11 protein-coding genes are annotated in these 17,225 nt (G+C 41.0%); 4 read left to right on the top strand and 7 right to left on the bottom strand.

The genetic code is table 11. The features are described from left to right. Window positions 1–6 precede the first annotated feature (6 nt). Entirely contained in the window at window positions 7–1,002 is a 996-nt protein-coding gene (gene rpoS, locus ACLKML_RS09755; RefSeq protein WP_413285178.1) for an RNA polymerase sigma factor RpoS, read from the top strand. A gap of 75 nt (window positions 1,003–1,077) precedes the next feature. Here rpoS and mutS read toward each other — a convergent pair whose 3' ends face one another. Then, window positions 1,078–3,639: a DNA mismatch repair protein MutS gene (mutS, locus tag ACLKML_RS09750; protein ID WP_413285177.1), complete on the bottom strand. Its 2,562-nt coding sequence runs from the start codon at window positions 3,637–3,639 to the stop codon at window positions 1,078–1,080. A gap of 264 nt (window positions 3,640–3,903) precedes the next feature. Here mutS and ACLKML_RS09745 point away from each other — a divergent pair, with 264 nt between their 5' ends. Further along, complete coding sequence (locus ACLKML_RS09745) at window positions 3,904–4,386, top strand: CinA family protein (RefSeq protein WP_413285176.1); 483 nt, start codon at window positions 3,904–3,906, stop codon at window positions 4,384–4,386. Window positions 4,387–4,471: 85 nt separating this feature from the next. Here the strand turns inward: ACLKML_RS09745 and ACLKML_RS09740 are convergent, their stop codons facing one another. The 6 genes from ACLKML_RS09740 to gltB all read right to left on the bottom strand — a co-directional run bounded on the left by ACLKML_RS09740 (window position 4,472) and on the right by gltB (window position 13,883). Further along, window positions 4,472–5,092 (bottom strand): TRIC cation channel family protein, encoded by a 621-nt coding sequence (locus ACLKML_RS09740; RefSeq protein WP_413285175.1) that lies wholly within the window; start codon window positions 5,090–5,092, stop codon window positions 4,472–4,474. Window positions 5,093–5,169: 77 nt separating this feature from the next. Further along, entirely contained in the window at window positions 5,170–5,997 is an 828-nt protein-coding gene (gene btuF, locus ACLKML_RS09735) for a vitamin B12 ABC transporter substrate-binding protein BtuF (protein ID WP_413285174.1), read from the bottom strand. A 2-nt stretch (window positions 5,998–5,999) separates the two neighbouring features. Continuing rightward, a complete protein-coding gene (locus ACLKML_RS09730) occupies window positions 6,000–6,953 on the bottom strand; it encodes a cobalamin biosynthesis family protein (protein ID WP_413285173.1) in 954 nt (317 codons plus the stop codon). Window positions 6,954–6,958: 5 nt separating this feature from the next. Next, window positions 6,959–7,654 carry a 5'-methylthioadenosine/S-adenosylhomocysteine nucleosidase gene (gene mtnN / locus ACLKML_RS09725; RefSeq protein WP_413285172.1) on the bottom strand — a complete coding sequence of 232 codons (696 nt, stop codon included), beginning with the start codon at window positions 7,652–7,654 and terminating at the stop codon, window positions 6,959–6,961. A gap of 209 nt (window positions 7,655–7,863) precedes the next feature. Further along, window positions 7,864–9,336 carry a glutamate synthase subunit beta gene (locus ACLKML_RS09720; protein ID WP_413285171.1) on the bottom strand — a complete coding sequence of 491 codons (1,473 nt, stop codon included), beginning with the start codon at window positions 9,334–9,336 and terminating at the stop codon, window positions 7,864–7,866. Beyond that, window positions 9,336–13,883, bottom strand: a complete 4,548-nt coding sequence (gene gltB / locus ACLKML_RS09715) for a glutamate synthase large subunit (RefSeq protein WP_413285170.1) — start codon at window positions 13,881–13,883, stop codon at window positions 9,336–9,338. Before gltB ends, ACLKML_RS09720 begins: the two co-directional genes overlap by 1 nt. A 579-nt stretch (window positions 13,884–14,462) precedes the next feature. Between gltB and ACLKML_RS09710 the strand changes: the two genes are divergently transcribed. Beyond that, window positions 14,463–15,419 carry a TIGR01212 family radical SAM protein gene (locus ACLKML_RS09710; RefSeq protein WP_413285169.1) on the top strand — a complete coding sequence of 319 codons (957 nt, stop codon included), beginning with the start codon at window positions 14,463–14,465 and terminating at the stop codon, window positions 15,417–15,419. 41 nt (window positions 15,420–15,460) lie between these two features. After that, a complete protein-coding gene (locus tag ACLKML_RS09705) occupies window positions 15,461–17,206 on the top strand; it encodes a diguanylate cyclase domain-containing protein (protein WP_413285168.1) in 1,746 nt (581 codons plus the stop codon). The last annotated feature ends 19 nt before the right edge of the window (window positions 17,207–17,225 follow it).

Here is a 17,225-nt window from a genome sequence, read left to right as displayed (position 1 = left end):
GGCACTATGAGTATCAGCAATGCAGTAGAAAAAGTCGAAGAGTTTGAGACCAGACAACAGAGCGCAGTAACCTCTAATTCTGATCTTGTTAAAGTAACTAAACCCACCCAACATTCAACCAAGAAAAAACCACAAGAAGAGTTTGAGGCAACCGCCAAAACTCTGGACGCAACTCAACTTTACCTTGGAGAAATTGGTTTCTCTCCATTATTAACCGCCGAAGAAGAAGTTTTATACGCCCGCAGAGCATTACGCGGAGATGAAGCCGCTCGTAAACGTATGATCGAAAGTAACTTACGTCTTGTCGTGAAAATTTCTCGTCGTTACAGTAACCGCGGTCTTGCCTTACTTGACCTTATTGAAGAAGGCAATTTAGGCCTTATACGTGCAGTCGAAAAATTCGATCCTGAGCGCGGATTTAGGTTCTCAACTTATGCTACTTGGTGGATACGCCAAACAATAGAAAGAGCATTAATGAATCAAACGAGAACCATTCGTTTACCTATTCATGTCGTTAAAGAACTCAATATCTACTTAAGAACGGCTCGAGAGCTTTCTCAGAAGTTGGATCATGAACCTACAGCAGAAGAGATAGCCGAAAAACTCGATAAGCCAGTCAGTGACGTAAATAAAATGTTGCGGCTAAATGAAAGAGTGAGCTCTGTCGATACGCCTATGGGAGGCGATGGCGAAAAAGCCTTGTTAGATATAATTCCTGATACTAACCATTCAGATCCCGAAGTGTCTACCCAAGATGATGATATTAAAAGTTCATTGGTTAATTGGTTGGATGAATTGAATTCTAAGCAAAAAGAAGTACTTGCGAGACGATTCGGTTTGTTAGGCTATGAACCTTCAACGTTAGAAGAAGTCGGTCGAGAAATAAATCTAACTCGTGAACGGGTACGTCAAATACAGGTGGAAGGTTTACGCAGATTGCGAGAAATTCTTCTTAAGCAAGGACTGAATATGGAGTCTTTGTTTGATGTTGAGCAAGTATAAGACATACTAGCTTAGTCTAAGTGTTATTGATAAGGGCGTTGCGATAGTAAAATTCGTTACGCCCTTTTTGCACGCTTAAATAAGTTTTTTTAAACGATACAGTTCATCTAACGCTTGTCTTGGTGTTAATTCATCAGGGTCAATATTGGCAATGGCTTGTTCCACTTCACTCGGTTCGGGTATTAAACTCAGTTGATTGGCAATATCGATATTAGTGGGAGCGTTGTTTGGCTGGTCGGCGAGTTTTTCCAGTTGTTTTAATTTAGCTCGAGCATTTTTAATTACGGTTTTAGGTACACCAGCTAAACCTGCAACCGCTAATCCGTAAGACTTGCTTGCAGCGCCTTCTTGTACCGCATGCATAAAGGCAATACTCTCGCCATGTTCAACTGCATCTAAGTGAACATTCGCTAGATGGTCTACTAGATTCGGCAGTTCGGTTAATTCAAAATAATGCGTTGCGAACAAAGTCATAGAGCCAATTTGATTAGCCAGCCATTCCGCACTTGCCCAAGCAAGCGATAAACCATCGTAAGTACTGGTTCCTCGACCTATCTCATCCATTAATACTAGGCTATGTGGTGTGGCGTTATGCAAAATATTCGCGGTTTCTGTCATTTCAACCATAAAGGTCGAACGGCCAGAAGCAAGATCGTCTGAAGCACCTATGCGAGTAAAAATACGGTCAATAGACCCTATTTCAGCCTGCTCTGCAGGAACATATGAACCAATATGAGCTAATAATACGATAAGTGCAGTTTGGCGCATATAGGTGGATTTACCTCCCATATTAGGCCCTGTAATGATCAACATTTTTCGCTTTGGATTAAGCTTGATAGGATTGGCAATAAAAGGTTCATCCATTACCTGCTCTACTACCGGGTGTCGGCCATTTTTTATCTCAATGCCAACAGAGTCGGTCATTTGTGGACGACAATAATTTAAGCTATCCGCGCGTTCGGCTAGATTCTGCAAGACATCCAATTGAGAAACCGCAGAAGCAAGGTTTTGCAATGCCTCCAAATGAGGTAAAAGCAGATCAAATAATTGCTCCCAAAGTCGCTTCTCAATCGCAAGCGCTTTTGATTTAGAACTTAAAACTTTGTCTTCGTGTTCTTTCAGCTCAGGAATAATATAGCGTTCAGCATTTTTTAAAGTTTGACGACGAACATAGTGTGGTGGCACTAAATGGCTTTGGCCACGACTTACTTGAATATAAAAGCCATGCACATTGTTGAAGCCAACTTTTAAAGTATCGATTCCATGTTTATCTCGTTCCTCTGCTTCCATTTTTTCTAAATATTCAGTTGCCCCATCTGCTAGTGAGCGCCATTCATCTAACTCTTCATTGTAACCCTGAGCGATTACTCCTCCATCTCTAATCACCACTGGTGGGTTTTCTTTGACCGCTTTCTCTAATAAGGCGCACATATCATCCATTGGTTTACAATAAAGAGCTAACTTAGTGAGATAAGAGTGAGATAAATTTTGCATCGTATCGGCAAGCTCGGGAAGCTGCTGCAAAGCATGACGTAACTTGGCTAAATCTCTCGGTCTTGCTGTTCGAATGGCTAAACGAGCAATGATTCGTTCAATATCTCCGATCTGTTTTAAGATCGGTTTTATCTCTACAAATGCAGCTTGATCTTTTATTTCGGTTATTGCATCAAGACGTTGATTTACGGTTTCTTTACAGCGAGTCGGTTGATGTAACCAACGTTGCAGCATACGACTGCCCATTGCGGTTGAGCTATGGTCCATAACCGAAGCGAGAGTATTGTCATAGCCTCCAGATAGGTTTTGAGTTATTTCTAAATTTTTTCTGGTAGCGGCATCAAGAATGACCGAATTATCTTGATTATCGAACGTCAATGACCGGATATGAGGGAGTGCGGTTTTTTGTGTGTCTTTCACATATTGAATTAAGCATCCGGCAGCACATAAACCGAATTGGGCTTGCTCTACACCAAAACCGATAAGATCGCGTGTAGCAAATTGCTGGTTGAGCTGTTGCTTAGCCGTATCGAGTTCAAACTCCCAAACAGGACGACGTCGGCTCCCTTTAACATTAGCCAGTATATCCATCGGTTCAAAATCTTCCGGGAAAAGCAGCTCTTTAGGTGAAGTACGTTGGAGCTCTGCCTGCATGGCTTCTTGTGTTTCTGGTTCACAAAGTTGAAAACGGCCAGAAGTAACATCTAGAGTCGCATAGCCAAATTTCCCCTTTAGATGATAGATTGCGGCTATGAGGTTATCTACTCGTTCAGATAATAACGCTTCATCGGTTACTGTGCCGGGAGTAATGATACGTACCACTTTACGTTCAACCGGGCCTTTACTGCTAGCTGGGTCGCCAACTTGCTCACAAATAGCCACAGACTCACCAAGTTGAACTAACTTGGCTAAGTACCCTTCGACGGCATGAAAAGGTACGCCTGCCATGGGAATAGGTTCACCTGCGGAAGCTCCTCGCTTGGTGAGAGAGATATCTAAAAGTTGCGATGCTCTTTTTGCATCATCATAGAAAAGCTCGTAAAAGTCACCCATACGGTAAAACAATAATATTTCAGGATTTTCCGCCTTTAACTTCAAATATTGTTGCATCATTGGCGTATGTGTTTGTGTTGCTTTTACCATGGTGGCCTTAGTCTTTTTTCTGGTCTATTTTTAGAAAGATTAAGGATACGTGAATAAAGAACACAGGCAAGATGAAATGTGTCGTATAGGTCAAATAATAGCGCTGGCAATTGCTTCTGTTTACCTTATTTGCGACTGAAATATATATGCCTTAAATGGCTATTAGAATCGACATAAAGAAATGAGTTCTTTGACATTGTTGTCCAACTAGTTAGGATACGCTGTTACAGCATACGAGTAAGGCTAATTTGAGGTTTTTTAACGATGTTACAATTAACAGAACTAAGTACAATAGTCGGCAGTTTATTAGCTGAAAAAGGTCATGTTTTAGTTACTGCTGAATCTTGTACTGGAGGAGGCATTTCGGCTGCAGTTACTGATATCTCTGGCAGTTCTGCTTGGTTTGATCGTTCATTTGTTACTTATAGCAATGAAGCCAAAATGGATATGCTTGCGGTTAACCCGAAAACACTCAATATCTGTGGTGCAGTTAGTCAACAGACAGTAGAGGAGATGGCTGCTGGTGCATTAAGATTTTCTAATGGCACGATTGCTATTTCTGTCAGCGGTATTGCTGGGCCTAATGGTGGAACCGAGCAAAAACCGGTAGGCACGGTATGGTTTGGCTGGAAAATCGGCAATGATGTTGAGACCCAAGAAATGGTGTGTTTTTCTGGTGATAGATCTCAAGTTCGGCAGCAAGCTTGTTGCCATGCACTAAAGCGTTTAATTGAATTGTTAAATTAAACGCTGACTATTTAAAGCCCCTTCTTAACGAAGATTTCTATTATTGGTGCTGTTCTAGTTGGAAAATAGAATACTGGTATTCTATTTATCGATGAAGAGCAAAAGTAGGTAAAGAAAGGTGCCATTTTATCGCGCCTAAGCGAATAATTAAGGTTGAAAGTGCACCAGATAAAAAGGCCATCTTGTTACTGTAATCTAAGTACAGCGCAGTAACATGAATGACGCCACCAATAATACACGCAGTAGCATAAACTTCACTTCTTAGAACCATAGGGACTTCTCTAGCGAGAACATCCCGGATAATTCCTCCGCCACAACCAGTAACGACTCCCATAATGACGGCGATTAAATAAGAATCTTGAAATAGTAACGATTTTTCAACACCAATACCGACAAAAGCACCTAAACCTATCGCATCACAAACGGGTAGAACAAACCAAGGTAAACGACGCGGCCGACGAATGATTAACATGGTACTTATGCAAGTAACAATAATTACCCATATATAAGTGGTATCAGTTATCCAAAATACTGGCGTTGCTCCTAAAGCCATATCTCGGATTGAGCCCCCACCAATTGCGGTAACACTGCCTAGTACAATGACGCCAAATGGATCCATTTTTAATCGCCCAGCGAGTAATACGCCTGAAATGGCAAAAATAGCAGTACCAAATATGTCAATGAAGTAGAGTAATGTTGAGTTCATGCTAGTTAGAAAACAGTTTACGGAGTAATTAAGTGCGATTCTACTTCAATTTATCTGGTAATGACGATGTATTTTTTCTAATCCTTGCTGCTATGTGTGTTTCTTACAATGTTCAAATATTGGCATACTTGCTCAACAGCTTGTAAAGATCGAGGAGTAGGGCGGTTTAACCAATCGGCATTCAACGACCACATAAAGTTATTTTCAACCGCTGGGATTTGATTGTGCCATTGCTGCCACATTTTAGTGTTTTGTATAGTATGCGGTGAGGTAAAAATGACTTCTGGAGCAGAAACAACCACCTGTTCTATTCCTACTTGAGGATAGGCAACGGGAGATTCCTCAAAGCTATTTTTTCCGCCACACAATGAAAATACTTCACTGGGCCAGTGATTGTTTGCAATGGTATAAATCGGTTTGCTACTGAGTTGATAAAAATAGCGTACTGGATCTAGATTTGAATATTTATACTGGAGTTGATGTAACTTATCCCTAAATTGTTGAGCGTTATTCTTACCTACTAATGGGTCATCTGCATACTGGCTTAGTTCTTCAATCTTATTGGCAATTTCAGCTAAATGGGTTGTGTCAGAATAATAGATAGTAAAGCCGAGTTGTTTCAATTGATTTAAGGCTTTAATCGAGCCACCTGAACGCCAAGCAACGATAAGTTCGGGATTAAGAGCCACAATGCGTTCTATATTCACACTGTTAAAGCTAGCCACTCTTTCAAGTAATTTAGCGCGTTCTGGATAGTCACTGTAAGCGCTTACTGCAATTAATTTATTTTCTAATCCTGCCGCATAAATTAATTCAGTTGAAGAGGGTGCAAGAGATATGATTCGTTCTATGGAGTAACTAAACGGAGCGATGGATAATAGCAACAGAAAAAGAAGAAAACGCATTTTTACAGCCCTTGATAGAAGAGAAACATCACAATACTTTGAATCACTATCCAAACGTATAATCGCCAAGCTAATAATTTTTGAATTTGCCCTATATGGAATGCCGAAGGAGCAATGCGACCACCTAATTTCACTCTAACGGTTTTTTTATCGTTATAGATGGCAGGGCCACCTAAAGAGAGTTCCAGTTTATTTCCTACCGCGGACAGCAACCAAGCAGGACCAGGACTTGACCATGTTTTACTTTGGCTACGTACTAGAGGAAAAATCTTGTGTATGTTTTTACCCAAAATGATTATGAAGCTAAACAGGCGTAGTGGGATAAATTCGAATACCGCTAGTAGTCGTATTGCAGGAAGGCCAAATGGTAAAAATTCAGCACGAGTAGGAGACCATGCTCTTGCTAATTCGGACATAAAACGAAACAGTAATGCGCCGATACCTCCTGTGAGTCCATACCAAAATACAATACAAACCACATTGCGACCATAGCCTAATATGATAGTTTCTGCTCCTGCTTTACCTAAGCCTAATGCTGATAAGGAGCTGGTTTTTCTATTTAATATTGGGTCTAAAAGACGGCGAGCCAGCGCTTTATCTTGTTTGGCTAGCGCATCAGTCAGTTGATGCCCTAATTTTTCATTGTTTCGCCAATCAAGCGCGAGTAATAGTAAAGCCAAATCGAATAATTGTGGTTGCCAGACCAAAGGTTTCAAGGCGACCAATACTGCAAATGCAGGAATCATCATCAGCATCCAAGACAAGGTTCCTGAAATAAGGCTTTGTGAGTAGTGGCTATTGACGTTGACTTTATCGGTAATTATTTTGGCAAATGCACGCCACAATACCGTCGGATGAGAGGAGGCCGGAATAGGTAAAACTAAATGAAATAGTAAAGCACCCCACAGAACTAGTAGGGCGCCGTTACTATATAGGTGCTCAAAAACCTGCTGCATAAAAATTAATTAAGTAACCCAACCATATTCATTACCATCTCAGATGAGCTTTTGGCTGCGAGGGGTAAAAATTCATCAAAACTCATCGGTGATTCTTTATCCGCAACGTCGGAAATCGCACGAACGACAACGAAAGGTACGTTAAATTGATGACAAGTTTGAGCGATTGCTGCTGCTTCCATTTCTACTGCTATCACGGAAGGAAAATATTGACGAATGGTGGCTTGTTGCTCTTCTGTGCAAACAAACGCATCACCAGTACAGATTAACCCTCTAACAGAATGTTGGTCGGGTTTCATTGCAATCGCTTGTTCTGCTATTTCAATCAGTTTTTTGTCTGCAATAAATGCAGCAGGTTGACCAGCCATTTGCCCCATTTCGTAGCCAAAGGCGGTTACGTTTGCATCGTGATGACGAACTTCGGTTGAAACTACTACATCACCAAGGTTTAAGCTTGAATCAAAGCCACCGGCCGACCCTGTGTTAACAACAACATCGGGTGCATAGTGTTGTAAAAGAATGGTGGTCCCAATAGACGCTGCGACTTTACCAATACCCGATTGCAGTAGAACAACTTCTACGCCATTGATTTGACCAGAAAAAAAGTGACAATTGGCCTTTTTCTCTTCTACACAGTTAGATAATGCTTGCTTTAAAATAGCAACTTCTTGTTCCATTGCACCAATAATGCCGATTTTCATAAATGTCTCTTAGCCATTTGATTAGATAACTTGGATCAGATTGTAGCATATAGATTCAAGCAGAGGAGAACGTGATTGATTCTCAAGGGGTGGTTTTAACGAGAGTAATAAAATGGTTTGAATTATGGGCATAAAAAAGGCCAGCTAGTCGCTGGCCAAAACAAAGTTTGGAAGGAAACCTTTGTTATAATTTTTACATAGTAAAAATATTATGCGTTTGAAAGCATTAACGAATCCGCTTTAGCTTCCAAGTTAGTATTACCCATCAAGAACTCATCGACAGCACGAGCACATTCGCGACCTTCGTTAATACAACGAACCACTAATGATTGTCCTGTGCGCATATCGCCTGCCGCAAAGATACCTTTTTGGTTAGTTGCAAAATCTTCAGTAGCAACATTTCCTCGCTCATCCAATTTAATGTCTAGTTGAGCTAGAACACCGGTTGGTTCTGGATGAAGGAAACCCATCGCTAAGAAAGCTTTGTCACATGGGATAACACGTTCACTACCTTCAACTTCTTTGAAGTTAGGGCGTTCGCCAGGTTTAGCTTCTTCCCATTCGATATCAGCTAAACGCAGACCGGTTACTTTACCAGACTCATCACCAATGAATTCTTTAGTGAGGATATTCCAATGACGATCACATCCTTCTTCATGAGAAGTAGAAGTACGAAGAATCATTGGATAGTCAGGCCATGGAGCATTAGCAGGACGTTGTCCTGGAGGCATAGGCATGATTTCAACTTGAGTGATACTTGCAGCACCATGACGGTTAGAGGTACCAACGCAGTCTGAGCCTGTATCACCACCACCAATAACGACAACATGGCAATCTTTAGCATGAATTTCTTCAGTTTTTAGATCCATGTTGTTGGCGCGGCGGTTATTTTGTCCAAGGAATTCCATAGCAAAATGAACGCCTTTTAGCTCTCGTCCCGGAATAGGAAGATCACGAGGAACCGTTGAGCCACCCGTTAGCAATATTGCATCAAATTCTTGTCGAAGTTGAAGTGCATTGATATCTACACCAACATGAGAGTTGGTCTCAAAGATTATCCCCGCTTCTTCCATTAAACTGACTTTACGGTCAATTACATCCATACCCAGTTTAAAGTCAGGAATACCAAAACGAAGTAAACCACCTACTTTTTCATCGCGCTCATAAACGGTGACGCAATGTCCTGCACTATTCAATTGTTCTGCCGCTGCAAGCCCTGCAGGGCCTGACCCTATAATCGCAATCGTTTTACCTGAACGAATACGGGGTTTTTTAGGAACGGCATAACCTTCTTTGTACGCTCTTTCTACAATCGTTTTTTCTATATTACAGATTGTGATTGGATCTTGGTTAATTCCAAGAACACAAGCGGTTTCACAAGGTGCAGGACAAACTCTTCCGGTAAATTCAGGGAAGTTATTAGTACTGCTAAGAATATGCCATGCTTCTTCCCAACTATCACGATAAACGGCATCGTTAAATTCAGGAATGATATTACCTATAGGACAACCGCTATGACAAAACGGTACACCACAGTCCATACAACGAGATGCTTGAGTATTGATGTTTTTACCAAACTCCTCGTTTAAAACGAACTCTTTATTATTTTGAATACGAACACTTGGGTCGATCTTCTTTGGCAGTTCACGACCATGCTCTAAAAATCCAGTAGCCTTACCCATTATACTGCCTCCAACTCTTCCGTGTGCTCTGCTTGCGCTTGTGCTTTGCGTTTTTGTAATACCGCTTTGTAATCACGAGGCATTACTTTAATCATGTTTGCTAGATTTGTATCGAAATCATCTAGGAAAGCTTTTGCTACGGTACTTCCTGTAAACTCAACATGTTTGGTTAGCATATCGATAAGAATGGTTTTGTCTTCTTGCTCGATAGGATCAAGATCCACCAATTCAGGGTTCAGTTTACTTTCGAAGTCACCTGCTTTATCCCAAACATAAGCAGTACCACCACTCATACCGGCTGCAAAGTTACGACCTGTTGAACCAAGTATGATTGCTGTACCACCTGTCATGTATTCACAACCGTGGTCTCCGATACCTTCAACAACCACTTTAGCGCCTGAGTTTCTAACACAGAAACGCTCGCCAGCCAGACCACGAATAAAGGATTCGCCTGATGTTGCACCATAGAAACATACGTTACCAACAACGATATTATCTTCTGCCACAATACTGGTATTAGAATCAGGATAGAGTACTAACGTTCCTCCTGAAAGGCCTTTACCCCAATAATCGTTGGCGTTACCTTCTACTTCAAATTTCACACCTTTTGATAAGAAAGCCCCAAAAGATTGACCGGCAGAACCTGTGAATTTGACATTCATCGGTTGAGGTAATCCTTGGTCTTTGTAGACCTTCGAAATTTCGTTCGAAAGCATCGTACCCGTACTACGGTCGGTATTAATTATTGGTAATTCAGCAGAAACCGCTTCACCTTTTTCTAGTGCAGGTTTGGCTATTTCAATCAATTTACGGTCAATAACGTTTTCAAGCTGATGATTTTGCTTGATTTGGTTATATATGCCATCGGCTTCACGTGGTGCTTCTACATGCAGAACAGGTGAAAGGTCTAAGTTCTTATATTTCCAATGTTTGATATCATCACGAACTTTCAGCTTGTGAGATTGCCCAACCATTTCTTCAATTGTGCGGAAACCAAGTTCAGCCATCACTTCACGTAACCCTTCTGCCATATATTGGAAGAAAGTCACCACGTCTTCAACTCGGCCGTCGAAGCGCTCACGCAATGTTTTGTTCTGTGTTGCGATACCTACTGGGCAGGTGTTTTTATGACACTTACGCATCATAATACAGCCTTCAACCACTAAGGCGGCTGTTGCTACACCCCATTCTTCTGCACCAAGTAATGTTGCTACCGCAAGATCTCGTGGTGTTTTCATTTGGCCATCAGACTGAACAACGATACGGTTACGCAAACCGTTTTTCAGTAATGTTTGATGCGTTTCTGCCAAACCAAGTTCCCACGGAAGACCAGTATGACGAATAGATGAGATAGGTGAAGCACCTGTACCACCATCAAAACCAGCGATAAGCACCACATCGGCTTTTGCTTTTGCAACACCAGAGGCAATGGTACCCACACCTGCTTCAGATACGAGTTTCACGTTCACTCGGCCTTCACGGTTAGCATTCTTCAAATCGTAGATAAGCTGAGCCAAATCTTCGATTGAATAGATGTCGTGGTGTGGTGGAGGGGAAATTAACCCTACTCCAGGTGTTGAGTGACGTGTTGCTCCGATCCAATCATCGACTTTATCACCAGGAAGTTGTCCACCTTCACCAGGTTTTGCCCCTTGAGCCATCTTAATTTGAATTTCGTCGGCATTAGTCAGATAGTAAGACGTTACACCAAAACGACCAGATGCTACTTGCTTAATCGCAGAACGTTCCCAATCACCATTTTCTTTTCTTTCGAAACGATCTGGGTCTTCACCACCTTCACCTGAGTTCGATTTTGCTCCAATACGGTTCATAGCAACGGCAAGCGTTGAGTGTGCTTCGTAAGAGATTGAACCAAAGCTCATTGCTCCAGTAGCAAAACGTTTCAAGATATTGTCAATTGGTTCTACTTCTTCTAGAGGTACAGATCCAGTTGGATTTTTAACAAACTCAAGTTGACTGCGTAATGTCGCCGCATTATCACCTTGGGCATCTACCGCGTTGGTGTATTGCTTAAATTGATTGTAGTCTTTATTTCGTGTTGATTTTTGCAGTAACGAAATTGTTTCTGGGTTAAATAAGTGTTTCTCACCACGTTGTTTCCACTGGTAAACACCGCCAACATCAAGAAGTTGTACTGGAATTTCACGAGTAGGGAAACCAATTCGGTGACGCACTAACACTTCTTTAGCGATATCATCAATGGTCAAACCTTGGATACGAGTTACCGTACCAGTGAAGTATTTATCAACCACTGATTTATTAATACCTAGTGCTTCAAAAATTTGAGCACCATGGTATGACTGAAGTGTCGAGATACCCATTTTAGAGAATATTTTCAGTAGACCACCATTAACACCAGCACGGTAGTTATTGAATAACTCTTCCGACGGTATTTCTTGGTCTAGCTTCTTCTTGTTCTGAAGATCAACAATCGACTCCATCACTAGATAAGGGTTAACAGCATTAGCACCGTAACCAATCAGTGTTGCAAAGTGATGAGTTTCACGTGCATCACCAGTTTCTACTACGATGTCACACTTAGCTCGTAAGCCTTTGCGAATCAAGTGGTGGTGAACCGCACCAACAGCCAACATTGCAGGAATTGCAGCGTGGTTTGAGTTGGTTGAACGGTCAGTAAGAAGAATAATTGAGTACCCATCATTAACCGCATCTTCAGAATATTGACAGATACGTTTTAGAGCGCGCTCTAATTTACCTTCATCTTCACTCGCACGGAATACAATATCCAGTGTTTTTGCTTGAAGATATTCGTTATCAATAGCACGTAATTTTTCTAATTCTGAATTCGATAATACAGGCGATTCCAGTTCTACTTTTTGACAATGTTCAGGCGACTCGGTTAATAAGTTTTGATCTTTACCTAGGTAAGTGTTCAAAGACATAACCATACGTTCACGAATTGGGTCGATCGGCGGGTTAGTTACTTGAGCGAACAACTGTTTAAAGTAGTTAGATAAATGTTGTGACTGGTGCGAAAGAATTGCTAATGGCCAGTCAGCTCCCATAGAGCCAAGAGGTTCTTTACCGTCTCTTGCCATAGGCACAATAATTTCGTTAATTTCTTCTGCTGTAATACCAAATGCTTGCTGATTATGTAGCAAACGTTCTGCTGAAGGTTGGTGGTGCATATTGTCAGCTTCAGGTAACTTTTTCAGGCTTAGTAGATTATCTTTAACCCACTGTTGATAAGGTTGCGCTGATGCGATGCTATCTTTTACTTCTTCATCAGAAATAATACGACCTTGTTCAAGGTCTGCAACAAAGATACGTCCTGGCTGTAAGCGGCCATGATATTCCACATTACTAGGGGCAATTTCTACCACACCAGACTCAGAAGCCATCACTAGGAAGTTATCTTTGGTAACTGTATATCGAGAAGGACGTAAACCATTACGGTCTAATGTTGCCCCTACTTGTACACCGTCGGTGAAACACACAGATGCCGGGCCATCCCATGGTTCCATTAGGTTAGCGTGATATTGATAAAATGCGCGACGCGTTTTATCCATATTTTTGTTTTCTTGCCACGCTTCTGGAATCATCATCATTAACGCATGGGGCAGCGAACGTCCAGAAAGAACCAATAGTTCCAATGCCATATCAAAGTTAGATGAATCGGACATTCCTTCCTGACAAATAGGAAGTAGCATGTCAATTTCAGCTTGAGTAAACAGGTCTGACTCAAGAATCGCTTCACGAGCCTTCATCCAGTTTAAGTTACCACGCACGGTGTTAATTTCACCGTTGTGCGCGATATAACGGAAAGGTTGCGCTAGTCGCCATCTTGGGAATGTATTCGTAGAGAAGCGAGAGTGTACTAATGCCAGAGCCGTTACCATGGTTGGGTTACCAAGGTCTAAGAAGTACTGCGGTACTTGCTCAGTTGTTAGCTGACCTTTATAAACTAATGTCTTATAAGACATTGAGTTGATATAGAATTCATCTTTAATGTTAGATACACTTTCAAGACAAACACGCACCGTATAATTACGTAAAACATACAGTTTTCGTTCTAATTCTTCTGGTGTTGTGCCTGGTCCGCCTGAAATAAACACATGCTCAAACTGAGGCTCGCTGCTTAACGGATCGTCGCCTAACATTGAATTATCAACGGGCAGAATACGGTAGCCTAAAATCTCTAGATCTAAGCGACGGGCATTACGTTCTAAAATATCACGGCATTGCTGACGTTTGTATTCATCTTTAGGGAAGAGGACAACACCCACCCCGTATTTTTCGAACGAAGGTAGGGTAATACCTAGCTTAACCGTTTCTTCCAGTAAAAATTCATGGGGTTTTTGAAGCAAAATCCCTGCACCGTCTCCGCTACATGGATCACAACCTTGACCGCCACGGTGTTCCATTCTCGCTAGCATATCTAGCGCTTGAGTAACAACTTCGTGCGATTTGCGGTTTTTTAAGTGAGCAACAAAACCGATACCACAAGCGTCATGCTCCAGTTCAGGAGTATAAAGACCTTGTGTTTTCTGCTCTCTATCTACCATAGATACATCCTTCCAATTAAATTTCAGGCGAGACATGCCAGAGGCGTTTCGACCCTGTTATTTTATTATTTGTATAGTTCATAGCATCGCTAAGCATAGCTAGCTTGAGTCCATTCCGTTCTTCACAGGAAATATATTTGTGAAGAAAACAGTTCCGTCAGTGACATCCATTGTTATTAGACCACTTTATAGTGGTTTGTATTGGTGGGATTAGATTATCACAGAACATTCCACATTTAAGTTGGTCCCTTTCCTAGGGTTTTTAGATGCGGATATTTTTACATCGTACAATTTTGTGTCACTTAATTCCATCAAAAAGTTGACCTAGATTCTGTTTTTTTAATAAGCATATGAATAACAAACAGTAAAAATCAGTTAAAACAAGCTGTTTAAGGCAGATCGAATGCATGTTTATTGAATTTGCCGGTTTTTATCTGTGTCGAGTAAAGTATTTATTGATATGGGATAGCGAATACAATTCCTGCTCTATTTATAATCCTGCCGCTTAAGCTGCTCAAGTAGGAACGTTCATATGCAGCGTAATTTTATGATCTTATTATTTTTTAGGTAGTTAGTTGAATGCAGTTACACGAATTAGTTAATACTCTTGGCCAAGATTTACAGCGGCGATATGGGGAAAAAGTACATAAATTGACTTTACATGGTGGTTTTAGTTGCCCAAATAGGGATGGCACGCTTGGACGTGGTGGATGTACTTTTTGCAATGTTTCCTCATTTTCGGATGAAGCAACACAGCAACAGAGTATTGCTGAACAATTGACTGAACGTGCGGGTGAAGTGCATCGAGCAAAAAAATATTTAGCCTACTTTCAAGCGTACACCAGCACTTATGCAGAAGTTCAAATACTAAAAAGTATGTATGAACAAGCATTGAAATCAGCTGATATGGTCGGGTTGTGTGTCGGTACTCGCCCTGATTGCGTACCAAGTTCGGTATTAGATTTAATGTCAGGCTATGTCCAGCAAGGTTATGAGATCTGGTTAGAGTTAGGTTTGCAAACCGCCAACAATAAGACATTAAAGCGAATTAATAGAGGACACGATTTTGAGTGTTATGCCGACATTACTCAAAAAGCACGTCAATTAGGCATAAAAGTGTGCACGCACCTTATTATCGGTTTGCCAAAAGAGACCCGAGAGGATTATCTCGAAACGCTAGATAAGGTGCTAGCGGTAGGCACTGACGGTGTAAAACTACATCCACTACATATAGTGGAGGGTAGCTCAATGGCAAAAGCTTGGAAGGCTGGCCGATTACAAGCCCCAGAAATGGACGATTATGTCAGTATAGCCAGTGAAATAATACGTCGAACACCATCTGAAATCGTTTACCATCGTGTTTCTGCTGCAGCGAGGCGACCAACGCTACTTTCGCCTCTTTGGTGTGAGAATCGTTGGTTAGGAATGACTGAAATTGGTAGAGCTCTTGATCGAGATGGCGCACAAGGTTCGTTAATACAACAGCCATTTGTTTATAGCAAACCAATAATTAGAGAACACAACAGCACAAACTGATATATTTAGCTTTCGTCATAAATGGAAAAGAATCACAAAAAATGGATAGCTTGTTGCCTCTGATAGCTGATTGGTTTTATTTTGCTGGAATTGAAATTTTGATTGTTGCTATTGCCTTGATGATGATCATCATGCAAAAAATAAGATTTAAAAATCAATTAGAATCTTACTATCAAGACTCACCTATCTCGATGTTAATTATTGATATTAACTCAGGCAAACTGTTGTTATCCAATCGTAATGCTATGCAATTGCTTGGCATTCGAAAAGTTGGTAGACACTATATTTTTCCTTCTGCATTCGCTCAAGATTCATTTTTACAGTCTTTACAAAAAATCAGTGGTAAATATTTTCAGCACCTTGAACAAGAATGGGCAATCACCGATGTATTTCGTTCTGTGGTGGACTTTTCAGGACGGAAAATTCGTTATAAAAGTAAAAATTGTTGGTTGTTATATGCGACTGCTCATCAAGAATCGAGTTCTGACAGCGAACGAGTAAAAACCTCTTTAAGAGTGGCGCGTACTGCACTGGACTCATTATCTGAACTTATCTATATCAAAGATAATTCTGGTGAAGTTGTGGATACTAACCGAGCATTCGATAAGTTTTGGAAAGACCGTTACGATGAAGCAACGGTGGAATTTGATGGTGTACTTTCCGGGCTGAGAACTCAACGATGGTGGACAACGGATCCCCAAGGTAGAGGGTGTTTGTTGGAAACAACCGAATCTAAACTTATATCGAATGATGGAGATGAATTAGGTTCATTAAGTATTAGTCATGATGTTACTGACTGGTTCAAAATGCAGCAGGATTTACGTGCTGAAATGGAAAAAAGGAAAGGGACTGAGATAGCATTGGCTCAACGAGACACTATTTTACAATCTTTATTGCAGTCCTCTCCTGATGCCATTGCTCTATTTAATGAGAACCGGATCTACGAAGCGTGTAATCAAGCATTCGCCAATTATCTAGGTATTGATGACCACACGATATTGCTCGGAAAACGAATAGAAGAAGTGGTCTTAAAACAGACATACCAAGATTTTATTGCTAGTGACAATAAGGTAATGAGAGAAGGGTGTTCACTGAGATATCGAGATCAAATAAAAGATGAAAATGATCAGCCTCGTTGGTTTGATGTGGTTAAGTCACCGTATCAAGATCCTACGTCTGGAGCCAATGGTGTGCTTATATGGGCGCGAGACGTTACCGATAGTTGTATTGCTGAGATGCAATTAGCTGAAATGAATCAGGAATTAGAAAGGTTAAGCTTTCTAGATGGTTTAACTCAAATCGCCAATAGAAGGCGATTTGATGAGCAGCTAGATATTATTTGGAATTTGCACAAAAGACAGAAAATGCCACTTACCGTGATGCTTTGCGATATCGATTATTTTAAAAACTATAATGATAATTATGGTCATCAACAAGGCGATAGTACCTTACAAAAAGTGGCTCAATCATTTCAAGGTGTACTAACTCGCGCATCAGACTGTGTTGCAAGATACGGTGGAGAAGAGTTTGCTTTTATTCTACCGGATACAGATCGAACTAGCGCACAAGTGTTGGCTAATAATATCCATAATGCAGTGAAAGAGTTGCAGATTGAACATGAATTTTCATTAGTAAGCGATAGAATTACATTAAGCCTTGGTGCTATTTCGATAGAACCGAGCCATAAAGACACACCAGAACAAATCATAGAGCTTGCCGATCAAGCCTTATACCTCGCTAAAAAACAAGGTAGGAACCAAACGCAGTACCATGAATATTCTGCATAATAAGAAAATGGTTGAAAGT

Source organism: Vibrio sp. MA40-2 (assembly GCF_047302445.1).
Taxonomy (GTDB): Bacteria; Pseudomonadota; Gammaproteobacteria; order Enterobacterales; family Vibrionaceae; genus Vibrio.
This window is presented reverse-complemented; position numbering and strand designations above follow the sequence as displayed.

Coding starts and splice junctions, on each gene's coding strand:
- ACLKML_RS09710 (WP_413285169.1), top strand. CDS start 14,463: ATGCAGTTACACGAATTAGTTAATACTCTTGGCCAAGATTTACAGCGG.
- gltB (WP_413285170.1), bottom strand. CDS start 13,883: ATGGTAGATAGAGAGCAGAAAACACAAGGTCTTTATACTCCTGAACTG.
- ACLKML_RS09745 (WP_413285176.1), top strand. CDS start 3,904: ATGTTACAATTAACAGAACTAAGTACAATAGTCGGCAGTTTATTAGCT.
- mutS (WP_413285177.1), bottom strand. CDS start 3,639: ATGGTAAAAGCAACACAAACACATACGCCAATGATGCAACAATATTTG.
- btuF (WP_413285174.1), bottom strand. CDS start 5,997: ATGCGTTTTCTTCTTTTTCTGTTGCTATTATCCATCGCTCCGTTTAGT.
- ACLKML_RS09740 (WP_413285175.1), bottom strand. CDS start 5,092: ATGAACTCAACATTACTCTACTTCATTGACATATTTGGTACTGCTATT.
- ACLKML_RS09705 (WP_413285168.1), top strand. CDS start 15,461: ATGGATAGCTTGTTGCCTCTGATAGCTGATTGGTTTTATTTTGCTGGA.
- ACLKML_RS09730 (WP_413285173.1), bottom strand. CDS start 6,953: ATGCAGCAGGTTTTTGAGCACCTATATAGTAACGGCGCCCTACTAGTT.
- ACLKML_RS09720 (WP_413285171.1), bottom strand. CDS start 9,336: ATGGGTAAGGCTACTGGATTTTTAGAGCATGGTCGTGAACTGCCAAAG.
- mtnN (WP_413285172.1), bottom strand. CDS start 7,654: ATGAAAATCGGCATTATTGGTGCAATGGAACAAGAAGTTGCTATTTTA.
- rpoS (WP_413285178.1), top strand. CDS start 7: ATGAGTATCAGCAATGCAGTAGAAAAAGTCGAAGAGTTTGAGACCAGA.